The sequence below is a fragment of the Anaerohalosphaera lusitana genome (assembly GCF_002007645.1).
Lineage (GTDB): Bacteria > Planctomycetota > Phycisphaerae > Sedimentisphaerales > Anaerohalosphaeraceae > Anaerohalosphaera > Anaerohalosphaera lusitana.
Genome location: NZ_CP019791.1, coordinates 3,070,439 through 3,087,964, shown reverse-complemented (window position 1 = coordinate 3,087,964; position 17,526 = coordinate 3,070,439). Strand labels below are relative to the sequence as shown.

The 17,526-nt window shown below is 50.2% G+C and carries 13 protein-coding genes; 11 read left to right on the top strand and 2 right to left on the bottom strand.

Annotated features, from left to right (window positions below):
• The first annotated feature begins 6 nt into the window (after positions 1–6).
• The 6 genes from atpG (at position 7) to purH (ending at position 6,021) form a co-directional block, all read left to right on the top strand.
• Positions 7–894 carry an ATP synthase F1 subunit gamma gene (atpG, locus tag STSP2_RS12400; RefSeq protein WP_146663081.1) on the top strand — a complete coding sequence of 296 codons (888 nt, stop codon included), beginning with the start codon at positions 7–9 and terminating at the stop codon, positions 892–894.
• A 48-nt stretch (positions 895–942) separates the two neighbouring features.
• Positions 943–2,364, top strand: coding sequence for a F0F1 ATP synthase subunit beta (gene atpD, locus STSP2_RS12395; RefSeq protein ID WP_146663080.1), 1,422 nt, complete (start codon positions 943–945; stop codon positions 2,362–2,364).
• Between the two features lie 15 nt (positions 2,365–2,379).
• Positions 2,380–2,823, top strand: coding sequence for a F0F1 ATP synthase subunit delta/epsilon (locus STSP2_RS12390; RefSeq protein ID WP_146663079.1), 444 nt, complete (start codon positions 2,380–2,382; stop codon positions 2,821–2,823).
• An 87-nt stretch (positions 2,824–2,910) separates the two neighbouring features.
• A complete protein-coding gene (locus tag STSP2_RS12385) occupies positions 2,911–3,201 on the top strand; it encodes a hypothetical protein (RefSeq protein WP_146663078.1) in 291 nt (96 codons plus the stop codon).
• Positions 3,202–3,242: 41 nt separating this feature from the next.
• Positions 3,243–4,358 carry an outer membrane protein assembly factor BamB family protein gene (locus STSP2_RS12380; protein WP_169853191.1) on the top strand — a complete coding sequence of 372 codons (1,116 nt, stop codon included), beginning with the start codon at positions 3,243–3,245 and terminating at the stop codon, positions 4,356–4,358.
• Between the two features lie 52 nt (positions 4,359–4,410).
• Entirely contained in the window at positions 4,411–6,021 is a 1,611-nt protein-coding gene (purH, locus tag STSP2_RS12375; RefSeq protein WP_146663076.1) for a bifunctional phosphoribosylaminoimidazolecarboxamide formyltransferase/IMP cyclohydrolase, read from the top strand.
• 85 nt (positions 6,022–6,106) lie between these two features.
• Here purH and metK read toward each other — a convergent pair whose 3' ends face one another.
• Positions 6,107–7,345 (bottom strand): methionine adenosyltransferase, encoded by a 1,239-nt coding sequence (metK, locus tag STSP2_RS12370; protein ID WP_146663075.1) that lies wholly within the window; start codon positions 7,343–7,345, stop codon positions 6,107–6,109.
• A gap of 116 nt (positions 7,346–7,461) precedes the next feature.
• Positions 7,462–8,697: a DUF547 domain-containing protein gene (locus STSP2_RS12365; RefSeq protein ID WP_146663074.1), complete on the bottom strand. Its 1,236-nt coding sequence runs from the start codon at positions 8,695–8,697 to the stop codon at positions 7,462–7,464.
• Between the two features lie 383 nt (positions 8,698–9,080).
• Between STSP2_RS12365 and STSP2_RS12360 the strand changes: the two genes are divergently transcribed.
• The 5 genes from STSP2_RS12360 (at position 9,081) to STSP2_RS12340 (ending at position 17,513) form a co-directional block, all read left to right on the top strand.
• Positions 9,081–10,241 carry a hypothetical protein gene (locus STSP2_RS12360; RefSeq protein WP_146663073.1) on the top strand — a complete coding sequence of 387 codons (1,161 nt, stop codon included), beginning with the start codon at positions 9,081–9,083 and terminating at the stop codon, positions 10,239–10,241.
• 116 nt (positions 10,242–10,357) lie between these two features.
• Positions 10,358–12,091, top strand: a complete 1,734-nt coding sequence (locus STSP2_RS12355; protein ID WP_146663072.1) for an ABC transporter substrate-binding protein — start codon at positions 10,358–10,360, stop codon at positions 12,089–12,091.
• Positions 12,092–12,100: 9 nt separating this feature from the next.
• On the top strand, positions 12,101–13,897 hold the full coding sequence (locus STSP2_RS12350; RefSeq protein WP_146663071.1) for an ABC transporter substrate-binding protein: 1,797 nt from the start codon (positions 12,101–12,103) through the stop codon (positions 13,895–13,897).
• Between the two features lie 24 nt (positions 13,898–13,921).
• Positions 13,922–15,721 carry an ABC transporter substrate-binding protein gene (locus STSP2_RS12345; RefSeq protein ID WP_146663070.1) on the top strand — a complete coding sequence of 600 codons (1,800 nt, stop codon included), beginning with the start codon at positions 13,922–13,924 and terminating at the stop codon, positions 15,719–15,721.
• 10 nt (positions 15,722–15,731) lie between these two features.
• A complete protein-coding gene (locus STSP2_RS12340; protein WP_169853190.1) occupies positions 15,732–17,513 on the top strand; it encodes an ABC transporter substrate-binding protein in 1,782 nt (593 codons plus the stop codon).
• Positions 17,514–17,526 lie beyond the last annotated feature (13 nt).

Below are 17,526 nucleotides of genomic sequence, written 5' to 3'. Positions count from 1 at the left end.
TAAACAATGGCAAGTACGCGGCAAATTCTATCTCGCCGAAGGGCGGCACAGAACATAAATAAGGTCACTGGCACTATGGAGACCATATCTGCGGTGCGCTACAGGCAGCTTTATGGGAGCTGGTACGAAGGACAGGAGTTCTATGACAGTCTGGCTCGTCTTGCCTATCTGATCGTTACCGCAGAGCAGACTATCGAACATCCGCTGCTGTTCGATAATCAGTCGCGAACACATGCGTTGGTAGTGATCGGCAGTGACCGCGGTCTTTGCGGTGCGTACAACAGCAATATTTTCAAGCTGCTCGATGTGCATCGTAAAATGGCAAAGAGGTTCAACCGTGAGTTGAAGATATACGCCAAGGGTAACAGGGTCATAAACCATCTTCGCAGCCAGCAGGTGCCGATCGAGCATATCTACGATGAGTTTGAGGATGTTCCATCAGTTGATCAGACTGAAGAGATCGCCAACCATTTTATAGAACAGTACATGCGGGGCGAGATCGGCAGACTCGGCATGGTCTATACGCGGTTCTTCAGTGCCGCAAGTCAGCAGGCCCAGACTCTTTCAGTGCTTCCTGTTGCCGAACTTATCGACGACCTGACCACGCGTGCAACAGTGATATGGCCGTGGGAAGTTGAATTCGAGGATTTTTTGCTCTCGCCTGACCCCGAGCAGATATTCGACGGCCTGGCGAAGATGATGATCAGAACAGTTATTTCCGGTTGCTTTCATGAAGCGGTGCTCAGCGAACATCTTTCACGGGTCATCGCGATGAGGAGTGCCTCGGACAACGCCCAGGAAATGATCGAATCACTAACGCATGAATATAATCGCGAAAGACAGTCACAGATCACAAACGAGCTTCTTGACATTCTCGGCGGTGCGTTGCAGTGATCGAACAAGCAGCAGTAATCAGCTAATTTGACTTGAGATAAAATAATTATGAGCAAAGGCAGAATAGTTCAAATACTTGGCAGCATCTTTGATGCCGAATTCGCCGGTGATGTTCCGGCAATATACAACGCGGTAAAAATTCCAGGCCCTCTCGCTGACGGCAGAAAAGAGCTTGTTGGTGAGGTACAGCAGCATCTGGGTGACGGCCGGGTGCGCATCATCGCGCTGGGCAGTACGCAGGGGCTCCGAAGAGGGATGCAGGTGGACGACACCGGTTCTTCTCTGAAAGTGCCCGTTGGTAAGGAAACCCTCGGCAGGGTATTTAATTTGCTTGGTGATCCGGTCGATGGCGGAGCGCCGGTACGCAGCAAAGAGAAATGGCCGATCCACCGTGAGCCGCCTAAATTCGTCGAGCTTTCGGCCAAGTCCGAAGTTTTTGAAACGGGCGTAAAAGTCGTTGATCTGCTTTGCCCGTTCGTGAAGGGCGGTAAGACCGGGTTGTTCGGCGGTGCCGGTGTTGGTAAAACCGTTATGATCCAGGAGCTTATCGCTCGCATCGCTACCGAGCACGGCGGTTATTCCGTTTTTGCCGGTGTCGGAGAAAGAACTCGTGAAGGTAACGACTTGTGGCTGGAAATGCAGGAAACACAGATCGGCGACACGGGTACGAGCGTTCTGGAAAATACATGCCTGGTATTCGGGCAGATGAACGAACCGCCCGGAGCGAGGCTGCGGGTGCCTTTGACAGCTCTTACTATGGCTGAATATCTCTGCGAGATGAGCGGTGCTGAGACGCTGCTTTTCATTGACAATATCTTCCGCTTTTCACAGGCCGGTTCGGAAGTGTCCGCATTGCTTGGACGCATTCCATCTGCGGTAGGTTATCAGCCTACACTTGCTACGGAAATGGGCCAGCTTCAGGAACGGATCGCCTCGACTGCAAAGGGCGCGATAACATCCGTTCAGGCGGTTTATGTGCCCGCCGATGACCTTACGGACCCCGCACCTGCGACCACATTTACGCATCTGGACTCATCCGTCGTTCTCAGCAGGTCGATCGCTGAAAAGGGTATCTATCCTGCTGTTGATCCGCTCGCGAGCAGCTCGCGTATTCTTGACCCCAATGTGGTCGGCAAGGAGCATTATGACGTTGCCCAGCAGGTGCTTGAATATCTGCAGCGGTACCATGACCTGCAGGACATTATTGCTATCCTCGGTGTGGATGAGCTCGGCAAGTCCGATCAGTTGGCTGTTTCAAGAGCCCGCCGTCTGGAACGGTTCTTCTCTCAGCCGTTCACGGTCACAATGCAGTTTACCGGGATGGAAGGAAAATACGTCAGCGCTGCCGATACCGTAAGAAGCTGTAAGGAAATATGTGAGGGCAAATGGGATCATCTTCCTGAGCAGTCCTTTATGTATGTCGGTGTTGTCGAAGAGGCAGCTCAACAGGCTGCCCAGAGAGGTGCTTAAGGGTATCCGCTGAAAATGGTTGGACTTATCGGAAGAAAATTCAATCTTTCAATACTTACCCCGGGCAAGTCGCTGATGGAGGGCAAGGTTGCTCTGCTGAATATCCCGGCACATGACGGTATGCGGGGTATTCTTTACAATCACTGTCCGATGCTCTGTCAGCTTGGTACGGGGATAATGGAAGTGCACGAGATCGCCGGTGAGCCGGACAGGTATTATCTGGTAGAGGGTGGTCTGGCTCGTATAAATGAAAATCACGTGACCATACTAGCTTACGATGCTACGAATCTGCGGGATATGGAGCTGGAGGAAGCGAAGGAGCTGGTTCGCAAGTCTCGTGAGCTGGTTGCCGGAAAAGGATATATCCAGCACCAGAAAAAGACCGAGATCACCCCTGAAAAGGCCAGGTTACTGGTTCATCTGGCTGAACTTGACAAATTTGACGAAACTGAGAGCTGATAATGCCCGCCGGCACCTGTCAGCTTGAATTTTGTTTTGCATATTCGGTCATGGCAGGTTAGGATTTGAGCCAAATGAGGTTTCAAAATGGCAGAAGCTTCGGGCAAAAATAATGATCATAATGGTGCGGCTGAGGAAAAAGCCAGGGCTTATGTTGAGACATTGAGTCCGGAGCACAAGATGCTGCTCGTCTTGAAGGCGCAGTTGTATGGCGGTTCATGGCAGCCGATGCTTGATGACCTCAATAACAGGCTTGAGGGTAAGCCTTATATTTTCAAGCTCGCGAATCGAATAAAAGGTGACGTTGAACGCATCGAAGAGCTGATGAAATTTGAGAAGGAAAACGATATAGACCTCTCGAAGTTTGTGAAGATCTAAGTAAATGTGTTTTGTTGAGAATATTTACGGGAATGGATAGCATGTTCAAATATCTGGTAGTTTTTGCTTTTATAGTCTTATCCGCTATGGCTCCGTCAGCTTCCGCGCAGACTCAATCAGGAATGGAGAACGAAAGCGACTGGCTGGTTTCCAACGATCTGCTGCAGGCTGGGGGTATGGCTATGGCCTGGCAGATAAACATGCCGCTCAAAGCGGATGAGGACATTGACCGAATATTTGTTTTCGATGATTATGCTTACGTATTGACTGATTCGAACTTCCTGTTCTGCATAAACACCAAAACGGGTACTCCGCGGTTCAGCCTTGAGCTCGCCTCGAAGGGTCTGCCTGTGTGCAACCCTACTTACGCAGAGAATAAGCTCTATTTTATAATCGGCAACGATCTTAAGATCGTCGATCCTGCGGTTGGCTCAATTGTGGAGTCGCAGGAATTGCCAGCAATCGGCCGGTCCGCTTACTGCGGCATCGCCAAAACGGAAGAAATGCTCTACGTTGCGGGCTCTAATAATCGTCTGACAGCGATCAATCCGGAAACTTACATCAAAAGTTTCCAGGCAACGGCCGACGATGATTCTCCAATCTATTCATTTGTGGCTTCGAGTGATTATCTCGTTTTTGCAACCACACCCGGGACAGTGTTTGCCATCGACCCGCTGAGTCCGGAGAAGGATTGGGAGTTCATCGGAGCAGAAGGGCTCAAGGCTCCGCTGGTCGACGAAGATGGATCGGTCTATATCAGCAGTCTGGATACAAAAGTCTATAAGCTGAATATCTCGAACGGCAGAAGCGAATGGCCGATACCTTTTGAAGCTGGCAGTCCGCTTCAGAAGTCTGTTCGTCTTGGTCAGGATGTTTTCTACCAGTACGCCGGTCAGAGCGGTTTCTATGCAGCGGACAAAGAAACCGGCAAGGCCGTATGGGAACTGAAAGGCGGGCTCGAGGTACTCACTGAAGAATCAGGCAGTGCCTACATTTTCACAGCACCCGGTGTTCTCACCGTAATGGACAATAATGCTGGCGAGAAGCTGTATTCTGTCAATTTCAGCGATGTTACGGATTACGCTGTAAACACCGAAGATAAGATGTACATTGCAAATGACGATGGCCGATTCATGGCGATCGAAATAGTCAAATAACCGATTTACCGGTTCATTTCATTTTTGCTACTTTAAGGGAGATACTGTTGCTATGGTTGTTAAGATTAAAACCGCATTGATCAGCGTTTCTGACAAAACGGAGGTTGTCGATTTCGCGAAGAGCCTCAGCGAAATGGGTGTTAACATCATAAGCACAGGCGGCACGGCAAAGAAGCTTTCAGAAGCTGGTATCGAGATCACGAGTATCGACTCAGTTACCGGTTTTCCCGAGATGATGGATGGTCGGGTTAAAACGCTGCATCCCAAGATACACGGCGGTCTGCTTGCTCTGCGTGATAAGGACAGCCATGCCGCAGCACTTAAGGATCATGATATTACGCCGATCGACCTGGTTTGCGTCAATCTGTATCCTTTCGAAGCCACGATTGCCAAGCCGGACTGCAAATTTGAGGATGCTGTCGAGAATATTGATATCGGCGGCCCAAGTATGGTTCGCTCGGCGGCCAAGAACCATAAATACGTCTCTGTCGTGACCAGCCCTGTTCAGTACAGCGGCATAGTCGAGGAAATGAAGAACAACGATGGCGGCGTGAGCCAGGAAACGCGTACCGACCTTGCAAGAGTCGCCTTCGGTCTGACAGCTTCGTACGATGCGGCGATTTCTTCGTATCTCAACGAAAAGTCCGGCGTCGAGTTCCCCGAGCGTGTATCTCTGTCGGTCAGTAAGGAAACCGGCCTGCGGTATGGCGAGAACCCGCATCAAAGCGCTGCTTTCTATACGATGCCGGGCAGCAAGGAAGTAAGCGTCTGCAGCGGTGAACTGCTGGAAGGCGGCAAGGAGATAAGTTTCAACAATCTGCTTGATACCAACGCTGCATTTGAGCTGGTCAAGGAATTCGATGATCCTGCAGCGGTTGTCGTAAAGCATCTTAACCCGTGCGGATGTGCGGTTGACAGCGACATCGCAGTCGCTTACGAAAAAGCTTATCTGGGCGACGTTGTCAGTGCTTTCGGCGGCATAATTGCTCTGAACCGTCCTGTCGATGTAGATCTGGCAACAATTATAATGGAATCATACAATCGTTTCGGCAAGGCCAACGGTGCCAGCGGTTTCTTCGCCGAGGTTATCATCGCACCTTCATTCGATACGGATGCTCTCGAAGCCATCCGAAGCCTCAAGGCCTGGGGTCAGCGGGTACGTCTGATCGCTACCGGCCAGATCGATCGCAACGCCGTCGATACTAATGAATACGATGTTCGCTGTCTGGTCGGCGGTCTGCTGCTGCAGAAGCGTGACATGGTAGCATGGGAGCCGGATCAGTTGACATATCCGACAAAGCTCAAGCCAACTGAAGAACAGCTCGAAGATCTGCGTCTTGCGTGGATCACCGCAAAGCACGTCAAGAGTAATACGATCACACTGGTCAACGGCAAAAAGCTTGTTGGCGTCGGTGCGGGGCAGATGAACCGTGTAGAGTCGGGCCTTATCGCATTCAAGCATGCCGGTGAGATGTCCAAGGGTGCCGCACTCGGTTCGGATGCATTCTTCCCGTTCCCGGACAACGTTGAAAACGCTGCCAAGGCGGGCGTATCCTGCATAATCCAGCCAGGCGGTTCCAAAAAGGATGAGGATGTGATTGCTGCTGCGGATGAACTCGGCATCGCGATGGTCTTTGCCGGCAAACGTCATTTCAAACACTAAGAAGCACCAGCACATAGAAATATTTAGCGAATAAAAAAGAGCCCGGCCATGAACCGGGCTCTTTTGTTATTACCATACATCAAAACTATTTCTTCTTGCCTTTCTTAAGCGGCTCCATTCCCGCCTCTTTGCGGATCGCGTCTACCATGTCTGTGTGTTCCCATGTGAAGTCGCCGTCCTTGTGGCCGAAGTGACCGTTGCGGGCGGTCTTGCAGTAGATCGGTCGTCTGAGCTTGAGATGATCGATCATACCCTTTGGCGTTAGCGGGAATACCTTGCGGACGATGCGTTCTATCTCACGCTGGTCAATCTTTTCCGTGCCTTCGGTGTTCGCCAGGACGCTGATAGGCTCAGCTACGCCGATCGCGTATGAAAGCTGTATTTCGCATGCATCTGCCAAACCTGCTGCTACGACATTCTTGGCGATGTAGCGTGCCATGTAGCTTGCGGACCTATCCACCTTTGACGGATCCTTGCCGGAAAATGCTCCGCCGCCGTGGCTGCCTCGACCGCCATACGTGTCGACGATTATCTTTCGGCCGGTCAGCCCGCAGTCACCCTTCGGGCCGCCTATGACAAATCTGCCGGTAGGATTGACATGTATGATGAGCTCGTCATCAACAAGCCGCTTGGGCAGCACAGGCATGATCACTTCTTCAACAATACCTTTGCGAAGGGCCTTATACTTGACCTTTTCGGTGTGCTGGGTCGAAACGACGACAGTGTGGACACGCAGCGGCTTGCCTTTGTCGTCATATTCTACAGTGACCTGACTCTTGCCGTCAGGACGAAGCCAGGGCAGCTTATTGTTTTTACGCATTCGTGCGAGTCTGTCGGTGATGCGGTGAGCAAGATAGATCGGCATCGGCATGAGCACCGGTGTTTCCTTGCAAGCATAGCCGAACATCAGACCCTGATCGCCGGCGCCCTGTTCCTTGTGCATGCCCTCGCCTTCACTTACACCCTGTGAAATGTCGGGGCTCTGTTTGTCGATGCTGGTGACAACCGCGCAATTCTCACCGTCAAAACCGATTGACGGATCGGTATAGCCTATCTCGCTGATGGTCCTGCGAACCACTTCGGGTATGTCGACATAGCAATCTGTTGTTATTTCGCCGGCAACCATCGCCAGGCCCGTGGTTACCATCGTTTCACATGCAACCCGGCAGTGCGGGTCCTGCGCGATCATTGCATCCAGTACAGCATCCGATATCTGATCGGCAACCTTATCCGGATGCCCCATAGTTACAGATTCGCTCGTAAAGAGATGTCCGCCATTGTTTGCCTTGCCTGGACCCGCAGGTTTGGTCTTCTTCTTTGCCATTACTCGTGTCTCCTGAGTGATAGGATTTGATATTTAACAAAACCAATATACCTACCCCGAGTGACCCAGTCAACTATTTCGGCGAAGGCAATTGTAACCCCCATATTGGTGAATTTCTAATCGTCCTCAGGCTGTTCGTTCAGATGCCAGTCGTAGATTATGAAAGTGACCTTGAAATCCTTGTCAAGCAGGATAGCCCTTTCACCATCATCCGCATATTCGAGCAGGAAATTGAGGCAGGATCGTACGAAATCACTTCTGTCACGATATCGCTTAATCTCGGCATACTTGCTGTTGGCGAAATATTGTTTATAGCGGTTGAATACGTCCGAGAGCTTGATCTCGTTGTCGGCAACATCGAAAACAACGCCGCGGCTGGAGTCGATAAACTTTTGAACCTGCTCGTCCAATTGCTCGTCCAGCTTTTTGGGGTAAAAGGCCTCATTGCGAAGAAAAGCGCTTCCGCGGCTTGCGTAGCTCAAAGCAAAGGCTATTCGCAAGTCGCCAAACTTTTTCATCAGGCGTTCTTCTATTTCCTGGAGAGTGTGTTCCGTCTTGTTTGACCAGACCTCGAACAGGACTTTCTCGCGCCCGCCGGGAATCTGCATAATGCTGTTGTCCGGATATGTCAGCATGTACCACCGCGGCTGAATAGGATAATTGTCCACAACCAGCTTGAGTGTCAGTAAATTATGCGTATTTATCCAGAAACAAATCTTCTCATCGCGACTGTAAGCCATGTATTCGGCATTGCTTATGTCGTTTAATGTGCGGTGTACCTCGATGAGGTCGATCCTCTTGCGGCGAAGCAATGCATAATCCACCCGCCCATCTTCATCCACATAGGTCTTAAAGAGCTTGTTACAATTGTTGAGGTATCTGGCAAGTTTTTCGTTCAATATAGTTATGGCGCGTTCTCTGTCAGATTCGTCTTTGTCTGATGCAGCGTCACTTTCATCCCGACCGGTTTCATCGGAGCCGGTTTTGCCCTCTTTATTGCCCACTTCGGTTGCATTTTCACCCTTTTCCCTGCTTTCTGTTCCGTCTGTATCCTCAGAGGGTGACTGCTTGTCTGGACTATCTGATTCCTTGCCTGAGTCTTTTACCTCATCATTTTCCCCTTCAGGAGGTGTCTGGGCAGGGGGGGCGGAATTATCGTTTGGATCACTCGCCAGCGGTTCAGCAGGGGAGTTAATTAAAGAAATGGTAGGTTGGGCTTGACTCGGGGCAGGATTTGAAGTTGTTTCTGACTGGGCAGGCGAAGAATACGTCCCCCCGTCAGCATCTTCCACGCATCCCCAGACGCCCAGAACGCAAATAAAAGCTGTAATTAGTAGGAATTTATGTGCCATATTATTCCAAAAGATTAAACCGTATACTATGATATATCAAGTCGTGAATAATGCAAATAAAAATCTAATATGCTTACAATAAGGCCGGATAAACAGCCCTCCGCGACGCAATTTTAGCTTTACACAACGAAGATATCGTCACGATTACTAATCAACATAACGTGAGTCTTTTATTACAAATGCAAATTGGCAGAACTTTTTGCTCTGTCACGAGTATCTTTTAGCGTGTCCGACCGAGCCAATAGGTCCGTAAAGGACTGCTCAGTAATGCACTTACGTAGTTCTAAATAGTCTTGACAATATACCGCCTGCAGGTTAGTCTCTCGTTAATTCCTGCACACTTAACGCCTTAATTGGATCACATAAGTTTTCGAGGTTTACGCATGAAAAACATACGCATATCTATCGTAATTGTTTGCGTTGCAGCTATTTTTGTCAGCTTCGCTTCAGTAACCCGCGCAGCCGAAACACAAGAGATCGATGCTCTTATTCAGAGAGCAGGCACCTCCGCAGCAGATCTGAGCAGCAGCGACCGTGAAATCATATCTGAATTTGTCAGCGATTCTATTGACGAGCTTGTTAGTGCCCAAAACGGATCTGAAATGATAGCCGTTCGCACGGGCATCAGCACACGCATGTTGTCCGATAAAAACAGTAAATACCGTTTGGCTTTTTCGGATATTCTTGAAGAAAATCTCCTGGATGCAGTGAACTACGTCAGCAGTTGGGAGGCTGGTGAGCGAAAAAAGCAGATACAGACCAACCTCATCATTCTTGCTGCACGTCTGCAAAGTCCCCAATTGGTTGATTTCGCGGTAAATATGCTTTCCCAGGATGATATTGTGATACGATACTGGGCGGTTAAGTCGCTGACGGGCGATCGCCTGGTGAAGATGCTGAATGACCCAATAACAGCAGACAAGAATATTACGGACAAGATTTTGACAGCATTGAATGGCTATATCGGTCCCAATACCACTGCTGAGGTACTTGCGGTGATCTCGCGATTTGCTGCGGATCTTGAAGCACCGGCCACGAACGATATGCTTCTCAAGATAGTTGACGTAAGGATGAGGGACTACGAGGACTGGACGGTTGATTATGAGAAAGCTGACGCTGAGATACTGGCTGTACTTGCCGGCGAGGCACAGAACTTGAGCGGTTCGCAAAAGGCCAGATTCCTGGGCGCATTTGCCCAGCTCTATTCTTACACTATCCAACGTTACATACTCGGCCAGGACCTGCTCGATAAGGAAAACGAGAATTACCTGATCGCGACAATGGCTGAGGTTGAACAGAAGATATTGCCCAAACTGCTGGGCAGACCTCAGGACTCCATAAGAAAGGCCCTCGACAGGGGGAACCTGACGGAGCTGAAGCAGGAACACGACCGTTTGTTCGGTTCTACGGGCAGAAAAGGCCTGCTTGAATATGACAACACTCTTGATTACGGTACTGATAAAGCGGGGCAAAAGCTTTCCGGACCGAGGACATTGTCACCTCCACCTGTCCCCGATCTCGGTGCTGAGTCAGAGAACGCCTGATTCATGATCTGAGCTCAGGCTTTAAAGGATTGTCAAAGCGGTCATTATCATCAGGAGGTAGATTGAATATCCACGCCAACAATAAATCTGTGTTAAGCTGCTTCAAAAGCCCAGTAGTGTGTGCATTATTGCTTTTTGTTGTGCTGACCCTGGCCGGCTGCGGTTCTGATCCTGGTGACAGCGAAGATATGGTTGTGCTCAGAGACGCACTGGTCTCGAAGATACGTTCCCTTGATCCGGGGGATGTTTCGGACACTACTTCAGCCACTGTTACCGGCTGCTTTTATGAAACGCTCTATGGATTTGACTACGAGGCCCGGCCATATAAACTGGTTCCCATGCTGGCGGATAGCATGCCCGAGATCAGCGATGACCGGCTGACATATACCATTAAGCTCAAGGAAGGCATTAAATTCAGCGATTCCCCATGTTTTCCCGATGGAAAAGGGCGAGAGCTCAAGGCGTCGGACTTTGTTTTTGCATGGAAGAGGATCGCAAACATAAAATTCCGAAGTAAAAACTGGTGGATGTTCGACGGTAGAATTGTCGGCCTCGATGCATTCCGCGAATATACCACTGAAGTCGGCAAGGGCGAAGAAGTCGATTACTCAAGGCCGGTCGAAGGATTCAAGGCCGTTGACGATCACACGCTGGTCATCAAATTGAAAAAGCCCTGGCCCCAGTTGCCGCTGGTGCTTGCATATCTCGCTTCCGCTCCGGTGCCGCCCGAGGCAGTCGACTACTATGGTGAGGACATTGTTTCTAATCCCGTCGGGACCGGCCCGTTCGTTCTCAAACACTGGCAGCGGGGCAGCTATGTAGAGGCTCTCAAGAATCCCAACTTCAGGACCGAATACAATCCGGGAGCCTCCAGAACGGCTGAAAATAAACTGCCGCTTGCCGACAAGATACTGTTTATGGTTGTTGAAGAATCTCAGCCTCGCTGGCTCCAGTTCAAGCAGGGCGATATCGACGCTCTAACTCCGCCTGCCGACAATTTCGATCAAGCCATAGAGATCGGCCACGAACTGACGCCGCAGATGAAGAAAAACAACATCCAACTGACCACGATGGATGAACCTTGCACCGACTGGGTAGCACTGAATATGGAAGATCCGCTCATTGGCGGCAACAAACCCCTCCGACTTGCTTTGGCGCATGCTGTCGACCGTAAAAAGTACATCGAGCTTTTCACAAACAATCGCGATGAGCCTGCTTACGGCTTCATACCGCCGGTAATGAAAGCCTATGATCCAGGCATAAAAGAAATTGGGCCTCACTACGATCCGGACAAAGCCCGCGAGTACCTCGAACAGGCCCGTGAAGTGCAGGGCGGGGAGATTCCGACCATAACGTTGACCATGGGCGGCACCAGCTCGCTGCACAGCAAGATGGGCACTCTGCTCGAACGCAATTTCGAAGCTATCGGGCTCGACATCGAGACGGAGTATCTGGATTGGCCGATCTTTCTGGAAAAGACCCATACCAAAAGCGCACAGATCTTCCAGCTTGGCTGGCGTGCCGACTACCCGGATACCGAAACGTTTCTGCAGGTCTTCTACAGCAAGAACGAGTCGCCCGGCCCGAACCAGTTCAATTATTCCAGTCCTGAATTCGACCGGATTTACGAAGAGGCAACTATGATGCCTGCCGGCCCCGAGCGTACCGAACTCTATCGGCAGGCCGAGCGAATAGTTATGGAAGACTGCCCCATGATCCCGATAAAGCATCGCGTTATGTATTCGCTCTATCATGACTGGCTCGAGAATTACCGGCTGGCCGCTTTCGACCCGGGATATGGATTGAGAAAATACCGCTCAGCGGATATGGATAAACGAAAAAAGTTTTAAGGAACTCGTATGAATAACAGAATCACCCGTTTTACTTCGCTTATGCTGATAGCAGCACTTGCCGGCATGATAGTGATCAGCGGTTGCGGTGAACGTGCTCCCGAGCGAAGAGATGGACCTGAAGTTTTGAACAGTTCTCTGTTGACCAAGATTGATGGTCTGGACCCCGGCAACATGAGAGATGTATATTCATTTATGGTTGCCGGTCAGATGTTCGAGACATTGTACCAGTATCATTTCCTTAAAAGGCCTTATGTTCTCGAACCTCAGCTTGCAGCAGCAATGCCGCAGATCAGCGAAGACAGGCTGACATATACCATCCCCATCAAAAATGGTGTTTACTTTCAGGACGACCTCTGTTTCGAGGACGGAAAGGGCCGGGAGCTCAAGGCCCAGGATTTTGTCTACGCCATCAAGAGGATCGCTGACATTAACTATCTTAGTCGCAACTGGTCCATCTTTGATGAACGAATCGTGGGCCTCGATGAGTTCCGTGAATATACAAAGGATGTTGACTCCGAGAATGTAGACTTTGACAGACCTGTGGAAGGGTTGCAGGCAGTCGATGATCATACCCTGGTTATAAAACTGACCAAACCATGGCCCCAGATATTGGGCGTTGCCTTTGCAGACATCGCCACAGCTCCCATTGCCAGAGAAGCCGTAGACCATTACGGCGAGGGGATCATATCCAATCCTGTCGGCACCGGGCCTTACATGTTGGACAAGTGGCAACGCGGCAGCCTGATCGAACTTGTACGAAATCCGAACTATCGAACAGTTACCTACCCCACTGAAGGTGAGCCCGGAGACAAAGAGGCTGGTTATCTCGATGATGCAGGCAAAGTCGTTCCATTTGCTGACAGACTTGTATGGCGCATTATAGAGGAACAGCAGCCTCGCTGGCTGCTTTTCATGCAGGGCAAGATAGACGCGATCGGCATACCTAAGGACAACTGGAATGCCGCCGTCGGTGAGGATCTAGAACTGACGCCGAAAATGAAGGAGTACGGAATTCAGCTCAAGACATTCGATGAGCCGTCTGTGTTCTGGATAGGCTTCAACATGCAGGATGAACTTCTGGGCAACAATAAACCGCTTCGAAAGGCTATCAACCATTGCCTCAATCGCGAAAGATTCATCGATCTTTTCTTCAATGGTCGCCACAGAGTTGCCCACGGCGTAATACCTCCAACGCTCAAGTCGTACCAGGAAGATATCGCTGAAAAAGGACATGCCAAATACGACCTGGAGCTTGCAAAAGATTATCTCAAAAAAGCCGAAGAGCTTAATGGCGGACCGATTCCTGAACTGGAAGTGTCCATGCCCGGAACGGGTAACTTTCATAAGCAATACGGTCAATTCTTAAAGACCGCATTCAACAACTTGGGCCTTAAAATCCAGATCGATTACATGGACTGGCCGACGTATCTTCAAAAGATCAACACCCGAAGTGCCCAGATATTCGTCTCAGGAGTCAGTGCCTCCATACCCGATGCTATTGACTTTCTCGGCCTCTTTGATTCAAGGGACTGGGCGCCCGGCTCAAACAACTTTAACTATAAGAACGAACAATTTGACGAGCTGTTTCAGAAAGCCGAGATTATGCCCGATTCGCCAGAAAGGACGAACCTCTATCGCCAGATGGAAAACATCGTCCTCGAGGACTGCCCGGCGGCATTCATGAATCACCGCGTTGCATACGTCGTTCACCATCGCTGGTACAAGAATTACAAGCCGCACGTATTCTCTCACAAACTCTCCAAGTACCGCCGGATCGAGCTAGAAGAAACAACGGAAGAGTAATTTCCGTATTGCAGGAGTAATCGCATGAAATTTATAATAATATTTCCGTTGGCAGTGTTGGCAGTTCTCTGCATCGCAGCCGGTTTCTTTGCGGGTTGCGATACGGATTCCGGTAAGAAGCCTGACGAAATGGTTATCCGCAGCATGCTCAATGCCAAGCTCAAGGGTCTGGATCCGGTGACTTGCCGGGATGTTTACCAGATGAAGGTTGGCAGCCAGATCTACGAGAGTCTCTACGATTACCACTACCTCAAACGGCCTTATGAGCCGGTTCCTCTTCTGGCTGACGGCATGCCCCAGATCAGCGAAGACGGCCTGAAATACACGATCAAGATCAAAAAGGGCGTTCGCTACCAGGATGATCCCTGCTTCCCTGACGGCAAAGGACGTCTGCTGAAGGCCAGCGATTTCATCTTTTCTCTCAAGCGATTTGCTGACATCAACAACCTGAGCCATCTCTGGGCAGATTTTGACGAACGCATCGTCGGGCTCGATGAGTTTCGTGAATACAGCAAAGAATGCGAAAATTCTGAAGACGTTGACTATTCGCGCACTATCGAAGGTGCACAGGCCCTTGACGACCATACACTTCAGTTCAAGCTGATAAAACCCTGGCCCGAGTTCATAGAGGCCGCTCTTATCGGGATAGTTATGCCGCCTTTACCTCCCGAAGCTCTGGAATACTACGGTGAGGAGCTTATCGCGCACCCTGTAGGTACGGGTGCGTACATGCTTAAAACATGGAAACGCGGCAGCTTTATAGAACTCGTTCGGAATCCTAATTTCCGCGGCCAGCCATATCCATCCGAAGGTGAAGAAGGCGACCTCGAGGCTGGTCTGCTCGAAGATGCAGGCAAGATGATGCCTTTTGCTGAGAGGATCGTTTACACCGTTATCGAGGAATCACAGCCATCGTGGCTGCTCTTTATGAATGGGGATCTGGATTCTACCGGCATCGCAAAAGATAATTTCGACCAGGCGGTCGCAGGCAGCGGTGATCTCACCGACGAAATGCGTGACCGAGGCGTCCAGTTGAAGACCTACCTCGATGCAGGTATCTTCTGGCTCGGGTTCAATATGGAGGACCCGGTCCTTGGGAATAATAAACCCCTGAGGATGGCCATCAGCCATGCGATCGATCGCCAGCAGTTTATCGATACCTTTATGAACGGTCGAGACATGATCGCGAATGGCATCTTGTCACAGATTTACGCCTCTTACAACCCAAAGATCAAAGACATGGGCTTTTCGGTTTATGATCCGCAAAAAGCGAAAGAGCTTCTCGCTGAGGCTGAAGAGGTCAATGGCGGACCTGTCCCGACGCTTACGATCTCCCTGCCAGGCACCGACAGTTTTCACAAACAGTACGGGCAGTTTCTAAATAAACTGTTCTCCGAGATCGATCTGGATGTCGAGATCGACTACATGGATTGGCCCACCTACATGCAAAAGCTCAACACAAAGAGTGCTCAATTGTTCGCTTCGGGCGTTTCCGGCGGAATCCCCCAGGCGATCAGCATGATACCGATTTTCTACTCTGAAAATGCCTCGCCCGGACCGAACCATTTCAACTACAAGAACGCAGAGGTTGACAAGCTTTACAAACAGGTCAGGGTGATGTTCCCCTCAGAAGAGAAGAACCGCTTGTATCAGAAGATAGAGAAAATAGTGATGAGCGACTACCCGGCAGCATTCATCAACCAGAGAGTTGCATATATACTCCACCACGGCTGGTACAAGAACTACAAGCCGAATCCGTTCTCTTACAATACAGCAAAATTTATTCGCATAGATACAGATGCACGTGATAACTATAAGAAGTAAAGGTAGCAATATGAACAAGATCATGAAAACATTGATGCTGACACTGCTAATCGCGATTGTCCTGGGTTCATCCGGCTGCGGCAAAAGCGGTCCCGGCGACAATGATGAAGGCAACGTAACACTCAAAAGCGTTTTGCCGAACAAGATCGAAGGTGTCGATCCCGGAGCGACAAGCGACACGTATTCCTCTAAGGTCCACAGCCACTGTTATGAAACTCTGTACACGTACCACTACCTGAAACGCCCATACGAGGTTGTTCCTCTGGTAGCTGACGGAATGCCCGAGATCAGTGATGACGGAACGACGTATACCATCAAGATCAAAAAGGGCGTGCTCTATTCCGACGATCCCTGTTTTGAGAACGGCAAAGCCCGTGAGCTTGTAGCAAACGATTTCATTTTCGCATGGAAACGCCTGGCCAACATTAAGTTCCGAAGTAAGAACTGGTGGATCTTCGACGATAAGATCGTCGGCCTTGACGATTTCCGTGAATATACAAAAGACGCGGAAGAGGTTGACTACTCACGACCTGTTGAGGGTCTGCAGGCCCCGGATGATCACACTCTTGTTATCAGGCTGACTAAAAAATGGCCGCAGATCCTTTACATTCTCGCTCATCAGCCCTCCGCTCCAATGCCTCCAGAGGCAGTAGCGTACTACGGCGATGATGATCTCATGAAGCACACTGTGGGAACGGGACCTTTCAAGCTCAATACCTGGCACCCTGGTAGTTATGTAGAAGTTGTCCGCAATGAGAATTACCGTCATGCCACATATCCCACAGAAGGTGAACCGCAGGACGTAGAAGCTGGGCTGCTCGAAGACGCCGGCAAGCAGATTCCATTTGTCAATCGTATAATGTGGCTCATTATTCCAGAGGATCAGCCAAGGTGGCTCCAGTTCCAGCAGGGCGATGTAGACGCACTGGGTATCCCGAAGGATAATTTCGGATCAGCCGTAAGCGCTGATATGACCCTTACGGACGAAATGGCCGAAAGAAACATCGATCTAGTCACCTTCAAGGACCCGAGCACCTTCTGGCTCGGTTTCAACATGGAGGATCCGATCCTGGGTAAGAATATGCCCCTCAGAAAAGCTATAAGTTATTCAATTAACCGAGCAAAAGAAGTTGAGATTTTCTGGAACGGTCGATATGATATGGCCTCTGGATTCATACCGCCCCTTATGAAGGCGTATAATCCCGATATTAAGGAGCTCGGCCAAAGGTACGACCCGGATAAGGCACGCGAGCTATTGAAAGAAGCTCGCGAGATCCAGGGCGGCGAGATCCCGGAACTGGAAATCTCGATGCCAGGGACAGACACGATGAACAGGAATCGCGGTGTCTTCCTCAAGCGTTGTCTTGAGAATATCGGGTTAAAGGTTGATGTAGAATATACGGATTGGCCCATCTATCTGCAGAAGATCAGCACCAAGAGTGCACAGCTTTTCTCTTCGGGCTGGATCGCGGATTATCCTGACGCGGAGAACTTCCTGCAGCTATTCTACAGTAAAAATGCTGCTCCGGGCCCGAATAACTTCAACTACAGCAGCGAAGAGTTTGACCGGATATACAAAAAGGCTGTAGCGATGCCCGACAGCCCTGAGCGAACCGAGCTTTATCGCCAGGCCGAGCTGATCGTACTGGAAGATTGCCCAGCGGCATTCATCACGCATCGCGTGAACTACATGGTAATGCACGGCTGGCTTGAGAACTATAAGCCCAACGTCTTTTACAACGGCACGGGCAAATTCAGAAAAGTGGATACCGCCGAAAGAGCAGCATACTAGTAAGGATATACGG